General features: G+C 66.3%; 16 protein-coding genes. 10 read left to right on the top strand and 6 right to left on the bottom strand.

Features of this window, described 5'->3' with window-relative positions:
* Positions 1-132: 132 nt before the first annotated feature.
* Both ACIBI6_RS13215 and ACIBI6_RS13210 read right to left on the bottom strand, forming a co-directional pair.
* Complete coding sequence (locus ACIBI6_RS13215; protein ID WP_396956236.1) at positions 133-879, bottom strand: Mut7-C RNAse domain-containing protein; 747 nt, start codon at positions 877-879, stop codon at positions 133-135.
* Positions 876-2,030: an FIST N-terminal domain-containing protein gene (locus tag ACIBI6_RS13210; protein ID WP_396956234.1), complete on the bottom strand. Its 1,155-nt coding sequence runs from the start codon at positions 2,028-2,030 to the stop codon at positions 876-878. Before ACIBI6_RS13210 ends, ACIBI6_RS13215 begins: the two co-directional genes overlap by 4 nt.
* Positions 2,031-2,387: 357 nt before the next feature.
* Between ACIBI6_RS13210 and hrpB the strand changes: the two genes are divergently transcribed.
* The 3 genes from hrpB (at position 2,388) to ACIBI6_RS13195 (ending at position 6,702) form a co-directional block, all read left to right on the top strand.
* Entirely contained in the window at positions 2,388-4,805 is a 2,418-nt protein-coding gene (hrpB, locus tag ACIBI6_RS13205) for an ATP-dependent helicase HrpB (protein ID WP_396956233.1), read from the top strand.
* 164 nt (positions 4,806-4,969) lie between these two features.
* Positions 4,970-5,545 (top strand): TetR family transcriptional regulator, encoded by a 576-nt coding sequence (locus ACIBI6_RS13200; RefSeq protein ID WP_396956232.1) that lies wholly within the window; start codon positions 4,970-4,972, stop codon positions 5,543-5,545.
* Positions 5,542-6,702 (top strand): NADH:flavin oxidoreductase, encoded by a 1,161-nt coding sequence (locus tag ACIBI6_RS13195; protein WP_364341946.1) that lies wholly within the window; start codon positions 5,542-5,544, stop codon positions 6,700-6,702. The genes ACIBI6_RS13200 and ACIBI6_RS13195 overlap by 4 nt, the downstream gene beginning before the upstream one ends.
* 116 nt (positions 6,703-6,818) lie before the next feature.
* Here ACIBI6_RS13195 and ACIBI6_RS13190 read toward each other — a convergent pair whose 3' ends face one another.
* Positions 6,819-7,301, bottom strand: a complete 483-nt coding sequence (locus ACIBI6_RS13190; RefSeq protein ID WP_364341944.1) for an adenosine-specific kinase — start codon at positions 7,299-7,301, stop codon at positions 6,819-6,821.
* A 367-nt stretch (positions 7,302-7,668) separates the two neighbouring features.
* Between ACIBI6_RS13190 and ACIBI6_RS13185 the strand changes: the two genes are divergently transcribed.
* The 6 genes from ACIBI6_RS13185 (at position 7,669) to gatB (ending at position 15,772) form a co-directional block, all read left to right on the top strand.
* A complete protein-coding gene (locus tag ACIBI6_RS13185; protein ID WP_364341942.1) occupies positions 7,669-8,550 on the top strand; it encodes a hypothetical protein in 882 nt (293 codons plus the stop codon).
* A gap of 149 nt (positions 8,551-8,699) precedes the next feature.
* Positions 8,700-10,763, top strand: a complete 2,064-nt coding sequence (locus ACIBI6_RS13180) for a protein kinase (protein ID WP_364341940.1) — start codon at positions 8,700-8,702, stop codon at positions 10,761-10,763.
* A gap of 71 nt (positions 10,764-10,834) precedes the next feature.
* Positions 10,835-11,869 (top strand): ATP-dependent 6-phosphofructokinase, encoded by a 1,035-nt coding sequence (locus tag ACIBI6_RS13175; RefSeq protein ID WP_364341939.1) that lies wholly within the window; start codon positions 10,835-10,837, stop codon positions 11,867-11,869.
* Positions 11,870-11,933: 64 nt separating this feature from the next.
* Positions 11,934-12,377, top strand: a complete 444-nt coding sequence (locus tag ACIBI6_RS13170) for a hypothetical protein (RefSeq protein WP_364341937.1) — start codon at positions 11,934-11,936, stop codon at positions 12,375-12,377.
* A 326-nt stretch (positions 12,378-12,703) separates the two neighbouring features.
* The gene (locus ACIBI6_RS13165) at positions 12,704-14,083 is read left to right on the top strand and encodes an alpha/beta hydrolase family protein (RefSeq protein WP_396956231.1); all 1,380 of its coding nucleotides are present in this window, start codon (positions 12,704-12,706) and stop codon (positions 14,081-14,083) included.
* 183 nt (positions 14,084-14,266) lie between these two features.
* On the top strand, positions 14,267-15,772 hold the full coding sequence (gene gatB / locus ACIBI6_RS13160; RefSeq protein WP_396956230.1) for an Asp-tRNA(Asn)/Glu-tRNA(Gln) amidotransferase subunit GatB: 1,506 nt from the start codon (positions 14,267-14,269) through the stop codon (positions 15,770-15,772).
* Positions 15,773-15,855: 83 nt separating this feature from the next.
* On the opposite strand, the gene ACIBI6_RS13155 is transcribed toward gatB, so the two are convergent.
* Positions 15,856-16,962, bottom strand: coding sequence for a PQQ-dependent sugar dehydrogenase (locus tag ACIBI6_RS13155; protein WP_396956229.1), 1,107 nt, complete (start codon positions 16,960-16,962; stop codon positions 15,856-15,858).
* Between the two features lie 111 nt (positions 16,963-17,073).
* On the opposite strand from ACIBI6_RS13155, the gene ACIBI6_RS13150 reads away from it, so the two are divergent.
* On the top strand, positions 17,074-17,961 hold the full coding sequence (locus tag ACIBI6_RS13150) for a DoxX family protein (protein WP_364341929.1): 888 nt from the start codon (positions 17,074-17,076) through the stop codon (positions 17,959-17,961).
* Between the two features lie 211 nt (positions 17,962-18,172).
* Here the strand turns inward: ACIBI6_RS13150 and ilvD are convergent, their stop codons facing one another.
* Both ilvD and ACIBI6_RS13140 read right to left on the bottom strand, forming a co-directional pair.
* On the bottom strand, positions 18,173-20,014 hold the full coding sequence (gene ilvD, locus ACIBI6_RS13145; RefSeq protein ID WP_364341927.1) for a dihydroxy-acid dehydratase: 1,842 nt from the start codon (positions 20,012-20,014) through the stop codon (positions 18,173-18,175).
* A gap of 334 nt (positions 20,015-20,348) precedes the next feature.
* Positions 20,349-21,062 carry a PH domain-containing protein gene (locus ACIBI6_RS13140; protein WP_396956227.1) on the bottom strand — a complete coding sequence of 238 codons (714 nt, stop codon included), beginning with the start codon at positions 21,060-21,062 and terminating at the stop codon, positions 20,349-20,351.
* Between the last annotated feature and the right edge of the window lie 25 nt (positions 21,063-21,087).

The raw sequence follows: 21,087 nt of genomic DNA, 5'->3' as shown, positions 1-21,087 counted from the left end.
CGGCGGGTGACGGCGGGTAGTCAGTAGTCGAGCTCGCGCTTGCCGCGTAACAGGGACAACGCCCGCGCGTCGTGAGAACCGGCCAGGTATCCGGGCTATTCGGGGCCGTGCTCGCGTCGGGTCGAGGTGGGGTCAGGACTGCAGGCTGGTGCGGATCGCGTCCACCGTGGCGTTGAGCCGGATCTGGTGCGAGCCCTGCCAGTAGATCCGCCCGCAGCCGCGGCACTGGCGAAACGTGTCGTAATGGCGGCGGGTGAGCGGCTGCAGCCGATCTTCGACCTCGGCTTTGGCGACCGCGACGATGGTGCCACCGCAGCGCAGGCAGCGGGTGAACGGCGCTAAGCGCTCGACGAGGTCCAACCGTCGGATCAGCTCGACGATCTGATCGATCGGCTGGTCCGACCGGATGTATACGCCGTGAGTTACATTGCGCCGCTTCAGCAGTCCACGGTCGCGGGTGAGCAGGATACGGTGCTCGGCCGCCGACAGCTCGGCGAGTGCGGCATCGTCTACGTCCCACCGACAGTGCACGTCCAGGCCGATCAGCCGCATCAGCTTGGCGAGGCCGCCGAGATTGACATCGGCGATGAAGCGCGGCTCGCGCAGTGGGTGTGGGCGCACCCTGGTGACCCGGCCGATGTCGAGAGTCTCGAATACGGGATAGGCGGTGATCCGATCGTCGTTGCGTGGGTGCTGGGCAAAGGTCACCGGTTGCCCGTTGACCAGCACCAGGTCGACCTCGGTGTGCGGGATGCCGGCCGCCTCGATGACGTCCTTCACGGTCTGATGCGGACGGAAAGGTCGACGCAGTACTGTGTACCGCTCGTCGGGCCGTAGGAAATCGTTCAGCTCGGCGTAGACCCGCAGGTCGACGCTCATTCGACGAAGACCGCCATCGATGCAGTGAATCCGTGCAAGGCATTTCGGCCGGCGATGGGGCCGATCTCGCCCGCCGCGAAGATACCCGCCAGTGGTATGCCGTCGAGCAGGTCCTCGATCGCGGCGGCGTCGTGGTTGGCGACCCCGAACATCCGGCGACCCCGCCCGTTGCAGGTGAACAGCAACGCCCCCGCGGGGCGTCCTGGCAGGTCCGAACCCACTCGGACGAGGGCAGCACGCAGATCTTCATCTGCCCCGACCGCGTCGCGGACCTGGAACTGCACGGTCGTGCCGACCTCGATGAGTTCGCCGATCTCGATCGCGCCGCTCGATGGGTCGGCACCGAGGAGGCCGCGGATCAGGAAATCGCCCTGCCCGGGTACTGCCAGATGCTCGTCGACCACGATGCCGATCTGCAAGCCCTGCGTCACCAGCTCCTGCTGGTCGGGCGGCATCACCTCGACGATCTCACGTAACCGCTGGATCGGCGATCGGCCGCCCAACTCGGTGATCAGCGCGCCACGCGCGCCGGTGATGATATACGGATAGCCGATCGGTCGGCAGCCCTGCGACACGATGGGAACACCGTGCAGTCCGGGAATTCGCACGCCGACCGCGCCGGAGGTCAGCACATCGCGGTCGTGGAAAAGCCTGCAGCCGCCCGGCCCCTGCGCGCCGCTCACCAGCCCGCCCATCACGGTGGTGCCGGGTAGATCGGTGTTCAGGTGCTCGAGCAGAATGTCGGCGGGGAAGGAGAACGGGTCCGGTAGCAGCAGATGGAAGTCGCGTGCGGCCTGGTCGAAGCGGTAGCCCGCGAGTAGCCCTCCGGTCGCCGTGCGGACGAAGTCGAGCTCGAATGTCTCGGCGGCGGGCAATCCGGATGCCAGCCATACCACCACCGCGGGCTCGTTCTCGATCTCGCGGCGGCCGGCCACGATCGCCTGTGCCACACATCCGACGAGTGCGGGCACCCGCACCGTCTGGTGGACTGCGGCGAGTACGGCCGCGGCATCGTCGGTATGTGCTCGTGATGCCAGCAGCACAGCAAGCGACGGCGTCTCGCCCGCGATCTGATCGCGTGCGTGCGCTGCGGCTTCCGCTCCTGCCTGCCACGCTCCCGGGGCGGTGGAGAGCCCTACTCCTATCCGCACATCTCCATCGTAGCCACCCGGGCCGGGTGTGCGGGTAGTGTTGCTGCACAAGGTATTTCAGCAGAATCGGACCAAAACACGCCGTCGGAGCGTCGGGTATGGGCATCGGTAGGGGATCCAGCTCGGCCTCATGTGTGGTCGTCTGGATGCTGAGGGCGCCGTGATCCCGGCACAACACGCTGTAGGCGCGTACTTGGTCGGCGGGTCCTGGTTAGCGCAGGTGCTCACGTTGAGAATTCCCGGTTCTCGACCGGGGGCGTCCTGCGCCGATATCAGCGCGGCGCCGCTCGCGTGCCGGAGATTGCCATCACGGGGTGAGGTTCAGGTCCTTCGTGCGGGGCTGCAGACTGGTTGGCAATGAAACTGCCCGAGCTTCCTGATCTGCCCGTGCGTGCCGCGCTCGACCGCATTGTCGCGACATTGACCGAGCGTGGCACCGCCGTATTGGTCGCGCCGCCCGGAACCGGGAAGACGACATTGGTGCCGCTGGCGTTGGAGACTCTCGGGCGGGTGGTGGTGGCCGAGCCTCGCCGTTTGGCGGCGCGAGCCGCGGCCGGACGGATGGCCGCGCTGTTGGGTGAGTCGGTAGGGGAGACGGTCGGGTATTCGGTCCGGGGAGATCGGCGGGTCAGTGCCCGGACCCGGATCGAGGTTGTCACGTCCGGGTTGCTGGTGCGGCGGTTGCAGGGCGACCCCGAGATGGCAGGCGCGGATGTCGTTGTCCTCGACGAATGTCATGAGCGGCATCTCGACGCGGACCTGCTCTTGGTCCTGCTGCTGGATGCGCGGGCCGGATTGCGGCCGGATCTGCGAGTGCTCGCTACATCGGCAACTGTTGCGGCCGGACGTCTTTCGGTGCTCCTGGGTGATGCGCCGGTGGTGGAAGTCCAGGGGCGGGCCTATCCGGTGGAGACAGCGTACGTTCCGTCGTTGCCGAGGGAGCGCAGCGAAGCGCAGGTGGCCCGTGCTACACGTGCGGCGCTGGTCGGGGGCGACGGGGATGTGCTGGTCTTCCTACCCGGAGCAGCCGAAATCCGCCGGACCATGGATCTTTTGGCTGATGCAGACGTGGATCTGGTTCCATTGCACGGCAGGCTTTCCACTGCCGGGCAGGATATTGCGTTGCGGCCGGGCCCTCGGCGACGCGTCGTGTTGTCTACCGCGGTGGCCGAATCGAGTTTGACGGTGCCGGGGGTACGCGCCGTGGTGGATTCGGGGCTGGCTCGCGTGCCGCGTATCGATCGGGGACGTGGGTTGTCCGGCCTTGCGACAGTTCGCGTTTCGGCTGCGGTCGCCGAGCAACGGGCTGGGCGCGCGGGACGCGAGGCTCCGGGGAAGGTATGGCGCTGCTGGCCGGAGTACGAGAACGGCACCCTGTCCGCCTATCCGGAGCCGGAGATTCGCACGGCGGATCTGACGCGTCTCGCATTGGAGCTCGCGTGTTGGGGAACACCCGATGGCCATGGCCTCGCGTGGTGGGACGCACCGCCGCAGGGCGGATTGGCCGCTGGCCGAGATGTGTTGCGCGCGTTGGGAGCCGTGACCGAAGCGGGGGAGGTCACTGAGCGCGGGCGACACATGGCACGAGTCGGATTGCATCCCCGATTGGCTCGAGCGCTGCTCGACGGTGCCGCCGAGGTCGGCACCCGGGCGGCGGCGGAAGTTGTCGCGGTCCTCGACGATGACACCCTCGTGTCCGGCGTCGATCTCGTGGCCGGTCTACGCGCGTTGCGGCGTGAGCGGCCACCGCGCTGGCGGCGGGAGGTCGAGCGTCTGTCCCGGCTGGTCGACGCGACGGATGGCGACGACGATCCGGCTTTCGTTATCGCACTGGCACATCCGGAGCGGCTGGCACGGCGACGTAGTCCTGGCTCGGCGAGCTATCTGATGGCCGGAGGCACGGCGGTGACCCTGCCGCCGGGTTCCGGATTGGGTGACGCGGAATGGCTGGCGGTCGCGGTGGCGACACGCGATCCGGGTCGTTCCGACGGGCAGATCCGGTCGGCCGCGGTGGCCGACGAAAAGCTCGCGCGCCGTGCGGCATCGAATCTTTTGGAGCTCGCGGACGAGGTGGATTGGATCGACGGTGATGTGGTTGCCCGCCGGGTCGAACGTCTGGGCGCGATCATGTTGTCGGAGCGACAAATTCGTGATCCAGATCTCCAACTGCTCAGTGCGGCAGTACGAAGCGGGCTGAGCTCGATCGGACTTGCTCTGCTGCACTGGGATTCCGACGCGGTTGCCCTCCGTCAACGCCTTGACTTCCTATACCGCACACTCGGTGCGCCCTGGCCGCCGGTCGACGACGAATCACTGCTTACCGATGCCGACTCCTGGCTCGGCCCCGAACTCGCCGCCGCACGCCGCCGCGCCGACCTCGAACGCATCGACGCGGGGCAGGCATTGCGTCGCCTGCTGCCGTGGCCCGATGCCGCGCGCATGGACGAACTCGCGCCGGAACGCCTGCCAGTGCCATCCGGCAGTCGCGTCCGTCTCGATTACTCGACCGATCCGCCGGTGCTCGCGATCAAGGTGCAGGAAGTGTTCGGCTGGACGCAGACACCGTCGCTGGCCGATGGGCGAGTCCCGATCGTGCTGCACCTGCTCTCACCCGCCCAACGCCCCGTCGCGATCACTGCGGATCTGGCGTCGTTCTGGCGCACCGGATGGCCGCAGGTCCGCAGCGACCTGCGCGGTCGCTACCCCAAGCACGCGTGGCCGGAGGACCCCACCAGCGTGCCCGCTCACCGCGGCACCGCCCGTAACGCCGGCTAGGTCCCGACGCATCAGTCCGGCGAATTCGCGTCTGCCGCAATGCAGCTCGCGAGGACGGCGGCCTGGCTGTGGTCGACGTCGCGGGTGGCGGTCAACAGCACAGTCGGCGATCATCGATTCAATCAATGATTGAATCGATGATGGGAACGTGGTTGACTACGGTCATGGTGGAACAGGCAGCCACGGCGGGCACACGCGAGCGGCTATTGCTGGCCGCCGAGCGACTCTTGCTGACCGAGCGGTACGACGATGTCTCGGTGCGGGCGATCTGCGCGGCGGCCGGGGCCAATCCCGCCGCGGTGCACTATCACTTCGGCTCGAAGGAAGCGCTGGTCGCGGCGTTGCTGGAGGATCGGCTCGGGTCATTGTGGGCCGAACGGCTAACCGAGGTGACGGTCGCACACGGTTCGGTATCGACGCTGGTGGACGCGGTGATCGAGCCGTTCATCGGATTGGCGGCCGATCCGGTCGGGCGGCTGCACCTGCGGCTGCTGGCCCAATTCGTACTCGGTCGGCACCCGACGATGTGGCATCGGCACTGGTTCCGCATGGACACCTGGGTCGGTTTGTTGCCGCAGCTGAGCGAACGCGAGAGTCGGCGGCGCTGGGGATTGGCATTCGACCTGATCATCGTGCAGTTCGGCGGCATCGGCACTGGGGAGCGTGAACTGTCGGACGAGGCGGTGCGCACATTGCGCGATTTCGTGGTCGCCGGACTGACCGCGGCAGGACAGAAATGACGAACGACGTATTCGCACCGACGACGCTCGGCCCGATCACCTTGCGCAACAGGGTGATCAAGGCCGCCACCTTCGAGGGACGAACACCGGAGGCACTGGTCACCGACGATCTGATCGACTTCCATCGGGAAATCGCGGCTGGCGGAGTGGGTATGACGACGGTCGCCTACTGCGCGATATCGCCGGGCGGTCGCACCGACCGGCACCAGATCTGGATGCGCCCGGAAGCCGTCGCGGGACTGCGCAAGCTCACTGATGCCGTACACGCCGAAGGTGCCGCCGCCAGCGCCCAGATCGGCCATGCGGGGCCGGTGGCCAATGCCGCATCCAATCGTGCACCCGCGCTGGCGCCGAGCCGAATGTTCAGCCCACTCGGTATGCGTCCCATGCATGTTCCGGACTTATCCGAAATCGCCACGGTCATAGCCGACTACGCGAATGCCGCGCGACTGGCCGAGCAGGCAGGCTTCGATGCGGTCGAAATCCATTTCGGCCACAACTATTTGGTGAGTTCGTTCCTGAGTCCGCTGCTGAATCGGCGCAAGGATCGATACGGCGGATCCCCGGTCAACCGCGCCCGCCTCGCTCGTGAGGTCGCACTTGCCGTGCGCGAGGCCGTCGGCGACCGCCTGGCCGTAACCGCGAAGCTGAATATGGAAGACGGTGTGCGCGGCGGACTTTCGCTCCCGGCGTCATTGCAGGTGGCCGCCTGGCTGGAATCGGACGGCGCACTGGACGCCTTGGAACTCACCGCAGGCAGCTCCCTGCTCAACCCGATGCTCCTGTTCCACGGCAGCGCCCCACGCAAGGAATTCGCGAAAGTCCTTCCCGCACCGGCACGCTGGGGCTTTCGCCTGATGGGCCGCGTTTTCCTTCGCGAATACCCGTACCACGACGCCTACCTACTGGATCGCGCCCGCCAGTTCCGCAGCGAACTATCGATGCCACTGATCCTATTGGGCGGCATAACCGACCTCGACACGATGCGCACGGCAATGGCCGAGGGCTTCGAATTCGTAGCCATGGGCCGCGCCCTCCTCCGCGAACCAGACCTCCTGCTCCGAATCCGAGCCGATCAAGCCACCCGATCAGCCTGCATCCACTGCAACGAATGCATGCCCACCATCTACACCCGCACCCACTGCCCCCTCGTCTGACAACTGGCCGAGAATGTATTGGTGGCGGGCCGAGTCGAGATTTGCCGCCACCGATACATGGTGATCGGGTGTCCAGGTTCCAGGACCGAATCGCGGCCTGAATTAACGTGGCGGTGCTACAGCTTGTAGCCGATTTGGCGCAGTAGTTGTTTGCGGGCTTCTTTGTCGGTGGGGCCTTCGACGCCGAGTGGCGCACCGCCGTCGACAACTCCGATGATTCCGCGTCCCAATTCGGTCTCGGCAATCAAGACTTCGACCGGGTTTGCCGTGGCACAGAAGATTCCACAAACTTCGGGAACCTGTCGTACCGCATTGAGGACATTTACCGGATAACCCTCACGTAGGAAAACAATGAACGAATGTCCCGCGCCGACCGCGACGGCGTTCTTGGTGGCGAGCTCGGTCAGATCGTCGTCATTGCCGGAGGTCCGGATCAGCCGCGGCCCGGACGCCTCCGCGAATGCCAACCCGAAACGCAGATGCGGACTGGTCCCGACCAGCGCCTCGTGCAGGTCCTCGACCGCCTTGATGAAGTGGGCCTGCCCGATGATGACGTTGAGATCGTCCGGTTTATCGATGTGTACCGAAGTCAGCTCCATCGAACTATCCTGCGCCGCATTCGAGTCTGTGCGCCAGGGCGACACGCCCGTCCCTTCCAGGCGCGCAGTACCCCTGGTACCAGGAAAAGTGGGCTATGTCGGATTTGTCGAGTACGTTGCGAGGCGATGAACACAAGGAGTTCGCGGATGAGGGCGGCAGCGCGCGGTCACGCACGACCAGCGGCACCGAGCGGGCACATTACGGTGTACATGCCGGTTGACCACGCTGTAAGCCGTTGTCGCTGTTCGGGGTTCGGCGGCGTGGGCGCGGTTGCGGTGGGCGGTCGGTGTCGATGCCAAGTACGGTGTCGGGATGCCGTGTTGATATCGAAACGCGGGGGAGTTCGAAACGAGAATGTGTCGAAGTATGTATTTTGAGCTATCCCGTGGCCTGCGAAAAGCGGTCGGCGGTACCGCGCTGGCCGGACTCCTTATGGTGGCCGGATGCGGCACGGACACCGACAAACACTCTGCGGAGCCCAGCATCACCGCGGCCGCCGCGCATACCGACCAGCAGCACCTATCCGTCACTGTGCCGGGCACGCTGGCAGCCGGTTTCCAGGAACTGCAGTTGAGTGTGCACGGCAAGCTGGGCATGGCGATCATGCCGGTCGGCGGCGAGAAGATGGTGACCTTCGGCGACTGGACCACCGGACCCGCCTGGTCGACGATGAAGGTGCCGCTGGTCATCGCTTCGCAGCGCAAGAGTTCGGCGAGCTCGAGCTACGCGGCGAAGGCGGCGATCACCCAGTCCGATAACGCCGCGGCCGATACCCTCTGGCAGTCGCTCGGCACCGGCCAGGAGGCGGCCAAGGCGGTCGAGGCAGTGCTGCGCGAGGGCGGCGATACCAAGACCACGGTGCCCGCCACCAAGACACGCTCCGATGCCTCCGCATTCGGACAGGCGGATTGGGCGCTCACCGAACAGGTTCGGTTCGCGTCCCGGCTGCCATGCCTATCGCAGAGCTCGGACGTGATCGATCTGATGGAACAGATCACCTCGAGTCAGCGCTGGGGCCTCGGCGAACTCGAGGGCGCGGAATTCAAAGGTGGTTGGGGGCCCGACACCTCGGGCTCCTATCTGGTCCGCCAATTCGGTCTGATCCAGGGACCGGCCGGTCAGATCGCGGTCGCTATTGCCATCCAACCCGATTCGGGCAGCTTCTCCGAGGGAACGAACATCCTGGACCGGCTCGCCACAGTGATCTCCCAACACCTCGACGAATTCTCCGGCGGCAGCTGTTCCTGATCCCGTCGAGTCGGCACCCTCAGGTTCGCGCGGCGGCCCAGTGGGCGCGCACACTTGATCGGGTAACGGTGGCACCCGAGAATCCCGACTAATGGGTGAGATCGCCGGACCACGACCGTAGGGCGGTTCGGCGAGGTGGAGGTAACGGGGTGGACGAAACGCAGTCGCGGGCCGGTACGCGATTCGGACCCTACGAATTGCGTGCGCTACTGGGCCGCGGCGGGATGGGGGAGGTCTACGAGGCGTACGACACGGTCAAGGACCGCCTGGTCGCGGTCAAACTGCTGCCCATGGCGCTGGCCGACGATCCGCGGTTCCAGCAGCGATTTCGGCACGAGTCGCGGGTCGCCGCGCGGCTGGCCGAACCGCACGTCATTCCGATCCACGACTGGGGCGAGCTCGACGGTGTGCTCTATATCGACATGCGGCTGGTCCGTGGCAGCGATCTGCGCTCGGTGCTGCGCGAGAAGGGGCCGCTGAGCCCCACCCGCGCGGTCGGCATCATCGAACAGGTCGCGGCCGCATTGGATGCCGCGCATGCCGGGGGTTTGGTGCATCGCGACGTCAAACCCGCCAATATCCTGGTCACTCCTTCGGATTTCGCGTACCTCGCGGACTTCGGCATCGCCCGTTCCGAGCGCGACCCCAGCGTCACCGCGACCGGCCAAGCCATCGGCTCCTACAGCTATATCGCGCCGGAACGATTCGACACCGCACCGATCGGCGGCACCGCCGATGTTTACTCCCTGGCCTGCGTACTGTTCGAATGCCTCACCGGCACACAGCCTTTCCCAGTCGACGGGATGAGTTCGCTGATCCGAGCCCACCTCTCGACACCGCCGCCCCGCCCGACCACCAAACGAGCCGGACTGCCGGGCGCACTGGACGAGGTCATCTCCCGCGGCATGGCCAAGGAACCAGCCGATCGCTATCCATCGGCCGGTGCACTTGCCTCAGCAGCCAGAGCCGCAGTCTCGGGCACGTCGTCCGTGCCGAACTCGGACTTGCCCACCAGCCAGATCTCGAAGCACACCCCCGCCCCAGCGACCATCATCTTCCCGACCTTCGGACCGGAATCGCCAGTCGCGCGCCAATCGCCGAGCTGGCCGCAACAGTCGGGCGGGTCACAGTCAGCAGGAGACCAACAGCAATCTGGTGGATCGCACCAGTCGGGCGGCCCGCTGCAGGCAGGTGCTCCGCAGCAGTCGGGTCGGTCGCAGCAGTCGAGCAGGTCGCCGTCAGCAGGTGATCTGCAGCAAGCAGGCGGTTCGCCGCAGTTGGTTCCGTCGCCTTCGACAGATGGGGCACAGCAGTCCGCTGGATCGCCACAGTTGGGTGGGCCGCAGCAGGCAGGTGGCCCGCCACCGGCGGTTGGTCCACGGCAGCTAGCTGGTTCGCAGTCGGCAGGTGGTCTGCAGCCTTCGGGAAATTCGCAGCAATTAGGTGACCAGCAGCAGTCAGTGGCGTGGCGGGCGGGCGGTGCGGCGTCGGCGCCTGGGCCACAGCGAGCAGGCGTGCAGCAGTCGGCAGGTGGTCCGTGGGCGGGTGGCCAGCAGCAGGCGAGTGGCCAGCCGCTAGGGAGCGGTTCGCAATTATCGAACAGGTCTCGATCGCATATCGGGCAACAGTCCACCAGCAGACCGGAGCAGACAACCGGGCTGGAGCCGACGCTCGTGCCCGAGTATCCATGGGATCCGACGCGCCGCGACATTCCACCGCACGACGCGACGACCGAGGCGTTGTCGAGAACCGTCGGCATGCCGATGCCGCAATCCGAAGCACCGGATCCGTCGGATCCGACACCCGTGCCTGCGCGTCGATCGATGCGCATCGTCTGGATCGGCGCGGTGCTCGTTGTTCTGGCGATCGGGGGCGTTGTCGGCTGGCAGGTGCGCAACAGCGCCGAGCATTCTGGCCAACCGACCACCACGACCATGCCCGCGCACCTGCCAGCCGGTGCGAAACCGTGTGCCCAGCTGTATCCGGCGCTGGGCCGCTTCACTTCGTCCGCGATCGGCACCACCGTCACCAGTTGCGCCTTCGCCGAGGAGGTGCGCAAGGCGTATGCCAATGGCGGTGACAGCGCCATTACCGACCGATCGGTAATGGCGCACAGCCCGATCAACAATCGGGATTACAAGATGAATTGCACGGCCGGTGATCAGTTCGCGACCTGTAGCGGTGGGGAGAACGCCATCGTCTATGTGTATTGAGTCGTAGCCGTTACCCGGTGTTCACGGGGGTGCGGCCGCGTCATCGCGCGAAGCGGGGCAAGATATTCGCCATGCGCATCGGAGTGTTGACCGGAGGCGGCGACTGTCCAGGACTGAACGCGGTCATCCGTGCCGTCGTTCGCACCGCGAACGGACGCTACGGCGACGCGATCATCGGCTTCCAGGACGGTTGGCGCGGACTACTCGAAGACCGAAAAATCACCATTCAGAACGACGATCGCACCGACCGCCTGCTCACCAAGGGCGGCACGATGCTCGGCACCGCACGCACCAACCCCGACAAACTGCTTGCCGGACTCGACCAGATCAAACGCACCCTCGACGACAACGGGATCGAGGCACTGATCCCGATCGGCGGCGAGGGCACGCTCACCGCCGCGAGCTGGCTGTCCGATGAGGGCGTCCCGGTGGTCGGTGTCCCGAAGACCATCGATAACGACATCGACTGCACCGACGTCACTTTCGGCCACGACACGGCGCTGTCCATCGCCTCCGAGGCCATCGACCGGCTGCACACCACCGCGGAATCGCACCAGCGCGTCATGCTGGTCGAGGTGATGGGCCGCCACGCGGGCTGGATCGCAATCAACTCGGGTGTGGCGGCGGGCGCGCACCTCACACTGGTCCCCGAGGTGCCCTTCGATGTGGACGAGGTGTGCTCGATGATCAAACGCCGCTTCCAGCGCGGCGATAAGCACTTCATCTGCGTGGTCGCCGAGGGTGCGCACCCCGCACCCGATTCCGGATTCGCACTGCGCGAGGGTGGCATCGACGAATTCGGCCACGAACGGTTCACCGGCGTCGCGCAGCAGCTCGGCACCGAAATCGAGCGACGCATCGGCAAAGAGGTCCGCACCACGGTGCTCGGCCACGTGCAACGCGGCGGCAGTCCGACCCCGTACGACCGGGTGCTGGCCACCCGCTTCGGTCTGCACGCCGCCGAGGCGGTACATGCCGGACAATTCGGCCAAATGGTTGCTCTGCACGGCACTTCCATCGAATTGGTTCCGTTGTCCGAGGCCACCAAGCAGCTCAAGCGGGTGCCCGCCGAGCGCTACCGCGAAGCGGAGGCATTTTTCGGTTGATTCCGGCGGTTGTTGCACAATCGAGACCTGCCGAATTACTTGTCGCACAGCTACTCTGGTCGTCGTGGCTCAACTCCAGGTATCCGACCTGCCCACCGATGCTGTTGCCGTATTCCGCCGCCGTGCTCGCGTCGCGGGCATATCGATCGAAGCTCAGCTCCGTCAGGAACTGATCGCGATGGCGCGCAGGCGAACTTCCGTGGACACGATCGTGGAATTCCTGGAAGCCCAGGGCCGCGATCTGACCCCGGAATTCGACTCCGACGCCGTAACCCTCATCCAGGTCTACGATCTGCCCGCCGACGCCCTCGGCATGTTCGGCCGCCGCGCCCGCGCCGCCGAACTTCCCCTGGGCGCCTACGTCCGCCGTGAACTCCTCGCCATTGCCCGCCGCGGCGGCATCTCCGACGCGATGCTGGAATTCCAAGAGGCGCAAGAAGACGACCCCACCCTCGAACTCGACATGGACGCAATCGCCGCCGCAGTCCGGTACGCCCGCGGCGCCTGACCGTCAGCGATCCGCTGGAATCTTTGGGCCGCCGAAACGGCGATTGCCTGGAATGGAAGCGATTGTCGCGTCGGTTCGACTCGCGTGATGGGTATCAGCATTGCCCCGCATTCCGTCCGTGCGGGCTGCCCGTTGTCGGTCGAGGTGGTCGAACGGTCGGTGGTCAAGATCAGAGAACGACTATATGACTACCGTCGGCGGACGGGCGACTGCGCGGGCGGGGCGACAGTGGTGCCGGGAAGTGGCGGGAATGCTGGTGTGGACCGGACCGTTGTGCGCGCCCGAGTTTCGTCCGAATTGTCGGCGCGGATCGGTAGTGTTGCGGCATGCGCACTGGGCGATGGCTCGTCTCGGTTCTGGTCCTGATCGTCGCGTTGGTTGCGGGGTGTTCGTCGGATAAAGACGAGACACGCTCGCTCACAGGGGATTGGCACGGGTCCATCGAGGTGCCCGGTGCGCCGTTGGCGGTCGGGGTGAGTTTCGCCGATAACGGCAGCGCCACCATCGACATCCCGTCCCAAGGTGTGAGCGGCGCACAGCTGAAAGATGTTTCCGCCGAACCGGATAGGGTGGCCTTCGCGATTCCGAACACTCCGGGCGATCCCGTGTTCGAGGGCAAGTTCGACAAGGGTGCCGACCGGATCAGCGGTGAGTTCCGACAAGCGGGCCAGAGCCTGCCGTTGTCGCTCGAGCCCGGCAAGATCGGGGCGTCCGCACATCCGCAGGAGCCGAAACCGCCGTACCCCTATCGCTCCGAAGACGTCACCTACCGCAACGGTGATATCACCATCGCGGGCACGCTGACCCTGCCCGAGGGCAACGGTCCCTTCCCGGCGATTCTGATGATCTCCGGCAGCGGCCCGCAGGACCGCGACGAAGAACTCATGGGCCACAAGCCTTTCCTACTGCTGGCCGACACCTTTACCCGCGCGGGCTATGCCGTACTGCGCACCGATGACCGCGGCGTCGGCGGCACCAGCGGCAAACTCGACGACGCCACCTACAACGGTCTCGCCGATGACGCGACGGCCGGCGTGCGCTTCCTACACGCCCGCCCGGACATCGACCCGGCCCGCGTCGGACTTTTCGGCCACAGCGAGGGCGGCTACCTCGCGCCCCTGGTGGCATCGCGTCCAGTCAGCGGCGTCGCTTTCGCGATCCTGATGGCTGGTCCCTCGGTACCGGGTTGGGAGGTGCTGATCGAGCAGAACCGCGCACTGCTCAGCGCGGCCGGCGCACCGCAGTCCCGAATCGATGATCAGGTCACCTACATCACCGACTGGACCAACCTGATCCGCTCCGGTGACCTGGCCGCCGCCAAGGATCTCGCGAACCGCCACAACGAATCGCTCCCTCCGGACCAGCGCGCCTCCGCGGAAACGCTCGACGCCTACAACACCACCTATATGGCGTCCTTCATCACCTACGATCCGGCCCCCGCGCTCTCCGCCCTGCGTATCCCGGTCCTCGCCTTCTTCGGCACCAAGGACAAGCAGGTCCTCGCCACCCAGAACGAACAACCGATGCGCGAGCGCCTGGCCGCCGACCCGGACGCCACCGTCCACGTCTTCCCTGACCTCAACCACCTCATGCAACCCGCCGACTCCGGCCTCCCCAGCGAATACACCGGCATCGAAACCACCATCGCCCCCGACGTCCTCACCTACACCACCACCTGGCTCGCCCAACACACCCAACCCCGCTGACCGAACCGCCCGTCCAGAGCGCTACCGCACATCCAGTGCGCGCCTTGCAAAAGTTCCAACTTCTGCGAGGAGCGCACTGCTTATGCGCCAGGTCAGCAGTCACCAGGCCGATGCGCTCGCGAGAGGCACGGCGGGTGCTGACCGCTTGGCGGGAGCGGCGGGCGGGTCAATAGACTGATCGCTATGAGTGCACCCACCGTCGACTTGATGGACTATGCCGATGTCATCGACCGGTTCGAGCCGGTGCTCGGCATGGAGGTTCACGTCGAGCTGAACACGGCCACCAAGATGTTCTGCGGTTGCCCGACCGAGTTCGGCGCGGAGCCGAACACCCAGGTGTGCCCGGTGTGCCTCGGTCTGCCGGGTTCGCTGCCAGTGGTGAACGAGCAGGCTGTGGAGTCGGCGATCCGGATCGGGCTGGCCCTGAATTGCGCGATCACCCCGTGGGGCCGGTTCGCGCGCAAGAACTACTTCTACCCGGACCAGCCGAAGAACTACCAGATCAGCCAGTACGACGAGCCGATCGCCACCAACGGCCACCTCGACGTGGTACTCGACGACGGCAGCATCTTCCGCGTCGAGATCGAGCGCGCCCATATGGAGGAGGACACCGGCAAGTCCACCCACATCGGTGGCTCCACCGGCCGCATCCACGGCGCGAGTCATTCGCTGCTGGACTACAACCGGGCGGGCGTGCCGCTCATCGAGATCGTCACCAAGCCGATCACCGGCGCGGGGGAGCGGGCGCCGGAGGTGGCGCGGGCCTACGTGACCGCGCTGCGTGAGGTTCTGAAATCACTGCAGGTCTCCGACGTCAAAATGGAGCAGGGCTCGCTGCGTTGCGATGCCAACGTTTCGCTGATGCCTATCGGCGCAACGGAATTCGGCACCCGCACCGAGACCAAGAACGTCAACTCGCTCAAGAGCGTCGAGGTCGCCGTTCGCTTCGAAATGCGCCGCCAGGCCGCTATTCTCGCCGACGGCGGTTCGATCGTGCAGGAGACCAGGCACTTTCACGAGAGTGACGGCACCACCTCGCCCGGTCGCCGCAAGGAGACCGCCGAGGACTACCGCTACTTCCCCGAGCCGGACCTGGAACCCGTTGCGCCCGCTGAGGATTGGGTTGAGCAGCTGCGCGGCACCATTCCGGAATACCCGTGGCTGCGCCGCGCGCGCATCCAGTCCGACTGGGGCCTGTCCGCCGAGGTCATGCGCGACCTGGTGAACGCGGGCGCACTGGACCTGATCATCGCGACCGTCGATGCGGGTGCCCCGGCCAACGAGGCCCGCTCGTGGTGGGTCGCCTACCTCACCGAAAAGGCCAAGGAACGCGAGGTTTCCCTGGAGGAGCTGCCGATCACGCCCGCCCAGGTGGCCGAGGTGATCAAGCTCGTGGAATCGAAGACGGTCAATAACAAGGTCGCCAAGCAGGTCGTCGACTTCGTGCTGGCGGGTGAGGGTGATCCGGCGAAGATCGTGGAGACCAAGGGCCTCGGCATGGTCAGCGACGAGACCGCGCTGCAGGCGGAGGTGCGCAAGGCGCTCGAGGCCAATCCCGACATCGCCGCGAAGATCCGCTCGGGGAAGGTGCAGGCCGCGGGCAAGATCGTCGGTGATGTCATGAAGGCGACGCGGGGACAAGCCGACGCGGCCCGGGTGCGCGAACTCGTGCTCGAAGCCTGCGCCTGAGTTCGGTCCGCACCGGCGAAGCCCAACTACCGACCTGAAGTGGGCGGGTCCCTGAGGACCCGCCCACTTTGTTATCGGCGCGGTTAGTCCGGCCCGGTGCCCTGCGACGGCGGCGGGATCTTGATCACCCGATCGTCGAATGGCCCGTGATTATCGTCATTATTGACGGTGGTCGCCCAGATGGTGCCGTCCGCACCGGCCGCCGCACCGCCGAGCCTGCCGTATTTGTCCTGCACGGTGAACGTCGGCGCCGCGGTGATCGCATGGGTATTCGCATCCGGGTTCGCGATCGCCAGCGCCTTCGCCCCCGACATCGCGATCGCCACCACATCGGGTCCGGCCGCACAGCCACCGACGCCGGGTCGATCCGGCCAGGTCCACGCGGTGATGATCGATCCGTCCCGGCCCAGGCGCTGCAGACGATCCTCGGTCGGGGTGCGATCGGTGATCCAGACGCTGTCCTTACCGTCGTCACACAGATCGCCCGCCGTGCCGAGGCCCGACACCACGACCTCCGGACTGGCTCCCGGCGACGGTGAATTGATCCGCAGCACCTTGCCCGCCAGTGACGAGGGCGCACTGGCCAAGCCGGGATTGCCCGCATCGCCGGTCAGCACCAACAGCTCGGTCGGCGAAATGAATTCCAGCGCACCGTGATTGCCGACCGACCCCTTCGGAATTCCGGTCAGAATGGCCTTCGGCGGCCCGTTCTCCGCGATGCGCACCACTCGGTTATCGGATCCGGTGGTGATGTAGGCGTAGATGAGTCCGTCCTCGCGATAGGTCGGCGAGAGGGCGATGTCGGAGATGCCCCCGTCACCGGAGCCGTCCACATCCACCTGACCGACCAGTATCGGCGGCGACTGCGGATCGCTCGGATCCACCGCGACCGTCTTGTAGATGCGTCCGGTGCGTCGCTCGGTGACCAGCGCGTCCTCGCCGAGCGAGATGATGCCCGCAGTGGAATCCAGGCAGGTCGTAATCACATTCGGGTCCGGATCGATGCACGGTCCGGTCGGTCGCGGGCGCTGCGAGGGGCTCTGCTGCGGCGGTTTGGGTTCGGCGGGGTTGAAGGTCGGTTCGGGTGTGAACGGGCTGGAGGCGGAATCGTCGAACCGAGCGCAGCCGACCAGCGCGACGGTGCTGAGCGCCAAGCTCAGGGCGATACGCCCCGCGACAACCAAACTCATGGTTCAGACGTTACGGAAACCGCGGCCGATGTGCTGCTCCGGGTCGATTAACGGACACGCCGTCGCGTCGAGACCGCACACGCGCATGCGCGGCCGCATAGGGTATCGACCGTGACCGAAGAGCCCAAAGACACGTCCGTGCCCAAAACCGAGGGCACGGCAACGCCCACGGAGGAGCAGTCGGCGGCGTCGTCCACCGGTCGTGGCGTGACCAGTCCCTATGATTCGCCCACCGGCGTGCTGCCCAGAATGTCCTCCGATACCGCGCCGAGCCGCCCCGATTCAACCAAGGATGTGCCGCGCACCGAGGAGGAGCTCGGCCTCGATCCGGAGATCCCCTCGGTCGGTGAGCAGACCAGGGCGAATGAATCCGCGGCCTACGCCTACGCCAGCATCCCGCCTGCCGCGGGCGCTTCCGGTGAACCGAGCCGCCCCCTGCGCCGCCGCAATGGCGACACCCGCCGCGGCACCCTCGATCTCGGCCTGTTCGTGCTGCGCCTCGTCGTCGGCGGCACCTTCATCTACCACGGCCTGCAGAAACTAACCGGCTGGTTTCAGGGACCGGGGCTGGACGGCACGCGCGACATGATGGCGTCGGGCGGCTGGAACCACGCGACCCTCTCGACCATCCTGGTCATCGCCGGTGAAGTCGGTGGCGGCGCGCTGCTGGTGCTCGGCCTGGCCACTCCGCTCGCCGCGGGTGCGGTGCTCGCGGTGATCATCGACGCGTGGTTGTGGAAGCAGGGCATGATCCCCGGTTTCCAGTACAAGTCCTCGGTCAAGAGCGGTGTGGAACTGGAGTCCATCCTGGCGGGCACTGCCGTGGTCCTGCTCCTGACCGGCCCCGGCCGCCTGTCCTTCGACCGCAACCGCGGCTGGGCCACCCGCCCCGCCTACGGCTCCTTCGTAGTCCTCATTCTGGCCATAGCCGCCGCCATCGGCACCTGGTACTGGCTCCACGGCGGCAATCCGCTAACCGGTATCGGGCCCTTCAACTAACCTGCCCCCAAAACAACCGGCGCCCTTCAGTATCGGAGGGCGCCGTTCGTCTTTCGGGTCAAAGTTTGGTGAGGCACAAGGCATGCCACGTCTGGCGCACCGGCGCCGTCACACCGTCCGCCAGTTATCCACCGGCGCGCAGAGGTGCGGTGGAACGGAAACGGCGTCCCTCATGTGGTCACGAGGGACGCCGTTGGTGTTCATGACGGGACTAGGGCACCTGGCGAACGGCGCCCTTATCGGCTGAGGTGGCCAGTGCGGCATACGCGCGCAGGGCCGTGGTGACCGGGCGGACGCGATCGAGCGGCTGCCAGGGCCGTTCGGAGGCATCCATTTTCGCGCGACGCTCGGCCAGGATCGCGTCGTCGACCAGCACCTCGAGGGTTCGGGTTCCGACGTCGATGCGGATCTGATCGCCGTCTTCGATGAGTCCGACGGCACCGCCCGCTGCGGCCTCGGGCGACATGTGGCCGATCGACAGGCCGGAGGTGCCGCCGGAGAAGCGGCCGTCGGTGATCAGCGCGCACTCCTTACCGAGTCCCGCGCCCTTCAGAAATGCGGTGGGGTGCAACATTTCCTGCATACCTGGCCCGCCCTTGGGGCCCTCGTAGCGGACCACGATCACATCGCCCGGCTTGATCTTTTTGCCGAGGATCGCCGAGACCGCCGCCTCCTGGGATTCGACCACGACGGCCGGGCCCTGGAAGGAGAACAGCTCCTCATCGATGCCCGCGGTCTTCAGGATCGCGCCGTCGGGGGCGATGTTGCCACGCAAGACAACCAGGCCGCCCTCGACCGTGTAGGCATGCGCCTTATCGCGGATGCAGCCGCCCTCGGCGTCGGTATCGAGTTCGGACCAGCGGTTGTTCGTGGAGAAGGGCTCGGTGGTGCGCACGCCACCGGGCGCGGCGTGGAACAGCTCCAGCGCCTCATCGGATGCCTTGCCTGAGCGGATATCCCAGGTGTCGAGCCATTCGTCGAAGCTCTCGGTGTGCACCGTGGTGACGTCGGTCTCGAGCAGTCCGGCGCGGCGCAGTTCGCCGAGGATCGCCGGAATGCCACCGGCGCGGTGCACATCCTCCATGTGGTAGTCGGAGTTGGGGGAGACCTTCGACAGGCACGGCACTGTGCGAGAAATCTCGTCGATGGTGCTCAGCTCGAAGTCGATCTCACCCTCCTGCGCGGCGGCCAGGGTGTGCAGCACGGTATTGGTGGAGCCGCCCATCGCGACGTCCAGCGCCATCGCATTGCGGAAGGCCTTGGCATTGGCCACATTCCGCGGCAGCACCGACGCATCGTCCTCGCGGTACCAGCGATTCGCGATATCGACGATCACCGTGCCCGCCCTCTCGAACAAGGCGTGGCGGGCGGCGTGGGTGGCCAGCGTGGATCCGTTGCCGGGCAAGGCGAGGCCGAGCGCCTCGGTGAGGCAGTTCATCGAATTCGCGGTGAACATGCCCGAGCAGGAACCACAGGTCGGACAGGCGCTGCGCTCGACCTCGGCAAGACCGTCCTCGCTGACATTCATATTGGCGCTGGCCGCGATCGCGGTGATCAGATCGGTCGGCGCCTGTGCCACACCGCCGACGACCACGGCCTTACCGGCCTCCATCGGTCCGCCGGAAACGAAGACGGCCGGGATGTTCAGGCGCATAGCGGCATTGAGCATGCCGGGTGTGATCTTGTCGCAGTTCGAAATGCACACCAGCGCGTCGGCGGTGTGCGCGTTCGCCATGTATTCGACCGAATCGGCGATGATTTCGCGCGAGGGCAGCGAGTAGAGCATGCCGCCGTGGCCCATCGCGATGCCGTCGTCGACCGCGATGGTGTGGAATTCCCGTGGCACACCGCCCGCGGCGCGCACCGCATCGGCGACGATTTCACCGACATTCTTCAGATGCACGTGGCCAGGTACGAACTGCGTATAGGAGTTCGCGATGGCGACGATCGGCTTACCGAAGTCGGTGTCGGTCATACCGGTGGCGCGCCAGAGTGCGCGCGCGCCCGCGGCATTGCGGCCGATGGTGGTTGTGCGTGAACGAAGCGGTGGCATGTGGATCCTCAGGAGGTCGCGGGGGCTGATGTGCGACTGCGCGGAGTTCGCTCAATGAGCGAATTCAGCGACCGACCACGTTACTCCTGCGTGCGGGCGGGACTTTCGTGGCGGTCGACGGCGCTGATCGCCATCGGTCTGTGGTTCGGGATGTGTCGCCGCGAGGGTGGTCGTCGGCGCGGACGGTGTCATCGGTCGTGTCGGTTCCGGCACCGTCGGTATCCACTGGTCCGGTGCGTTCGGGCGGGGATTGTCCGTCCGACGCGGTCACCGGATCGCGCATCCGGCGGCGAGCCTACCGGCGGCGGTCGCTATCCCCAGCGCCGGTGAACCGCTACGAGTCGGAGTCGCGCGTGTCGGTGGCAGGTACCTCGGCATCGGCGCTGGTCCCCTCCGCACCGGCATCGGCTTTGCGCGCATGTGCTTCGGGTCCGGTCTCGGCTGTTTCCGCCTCGGCTTCGGGTTTGGTTGATTCCGCCTCGGCTTCGGCCTCGGGCGCTTCCGCTCCGGCCTTGGTCGCCTGCGCCTCGTCCCCGCCCTTGCGCGCCGCGTACTCCGCGTCCCGCGCCGCCGCCTCCGCCGCGAAAAGATCCGGAATCCGACCGTTCGACGCGCGGATCAGATCACGCAACCGGTCATAGCTCACCGCGGGCAGCTTCACCTCGGTGTCGTCGCTGAGATGCGCACGCACGAATCCGCGCTTCGGAATACTGACCCCAGCGACCTGCCCCCAGTCCAGGTGCCGAGAACCGAAAACAGTGCGCAGATCCAGCCCGTCCTCGGCCACCGTGGTACGCGTGCGTTCGATCCATACCGCCGCCGCGACCGGGAGCAGCAGTAGCCACCACAGTCCGATCGGCCAGCCGACGAAGGCAAAGAAGACACAGAACAGCAGTACGACCACACCGAGGTAGGCCATCTGCGTAATGCGGATGACCTGCACCGCCCGCTTCGGCTCGGACGGTTGCGGCGAACTACCCGTCTCCGATCCCGCCTCGGGCGTGTGGGACGATTTAGCCGGTGGCACGGACTGATGCGGTGATGACACACCACCATCCTCGCATCATGGTGAA

This window comes from Nocardia sp. NPDC050412, assembly GCF_044458825.1.
Taxonomy (GTDB): domain Bacteria; phylum Actinomycetota; class Actinomycetes; order Mycobacteriales; family Mycobacteriaceae; genus Nocardia.
This window is presented reverse-complemented; position numbering and strand designations above follow the sequence as displayed.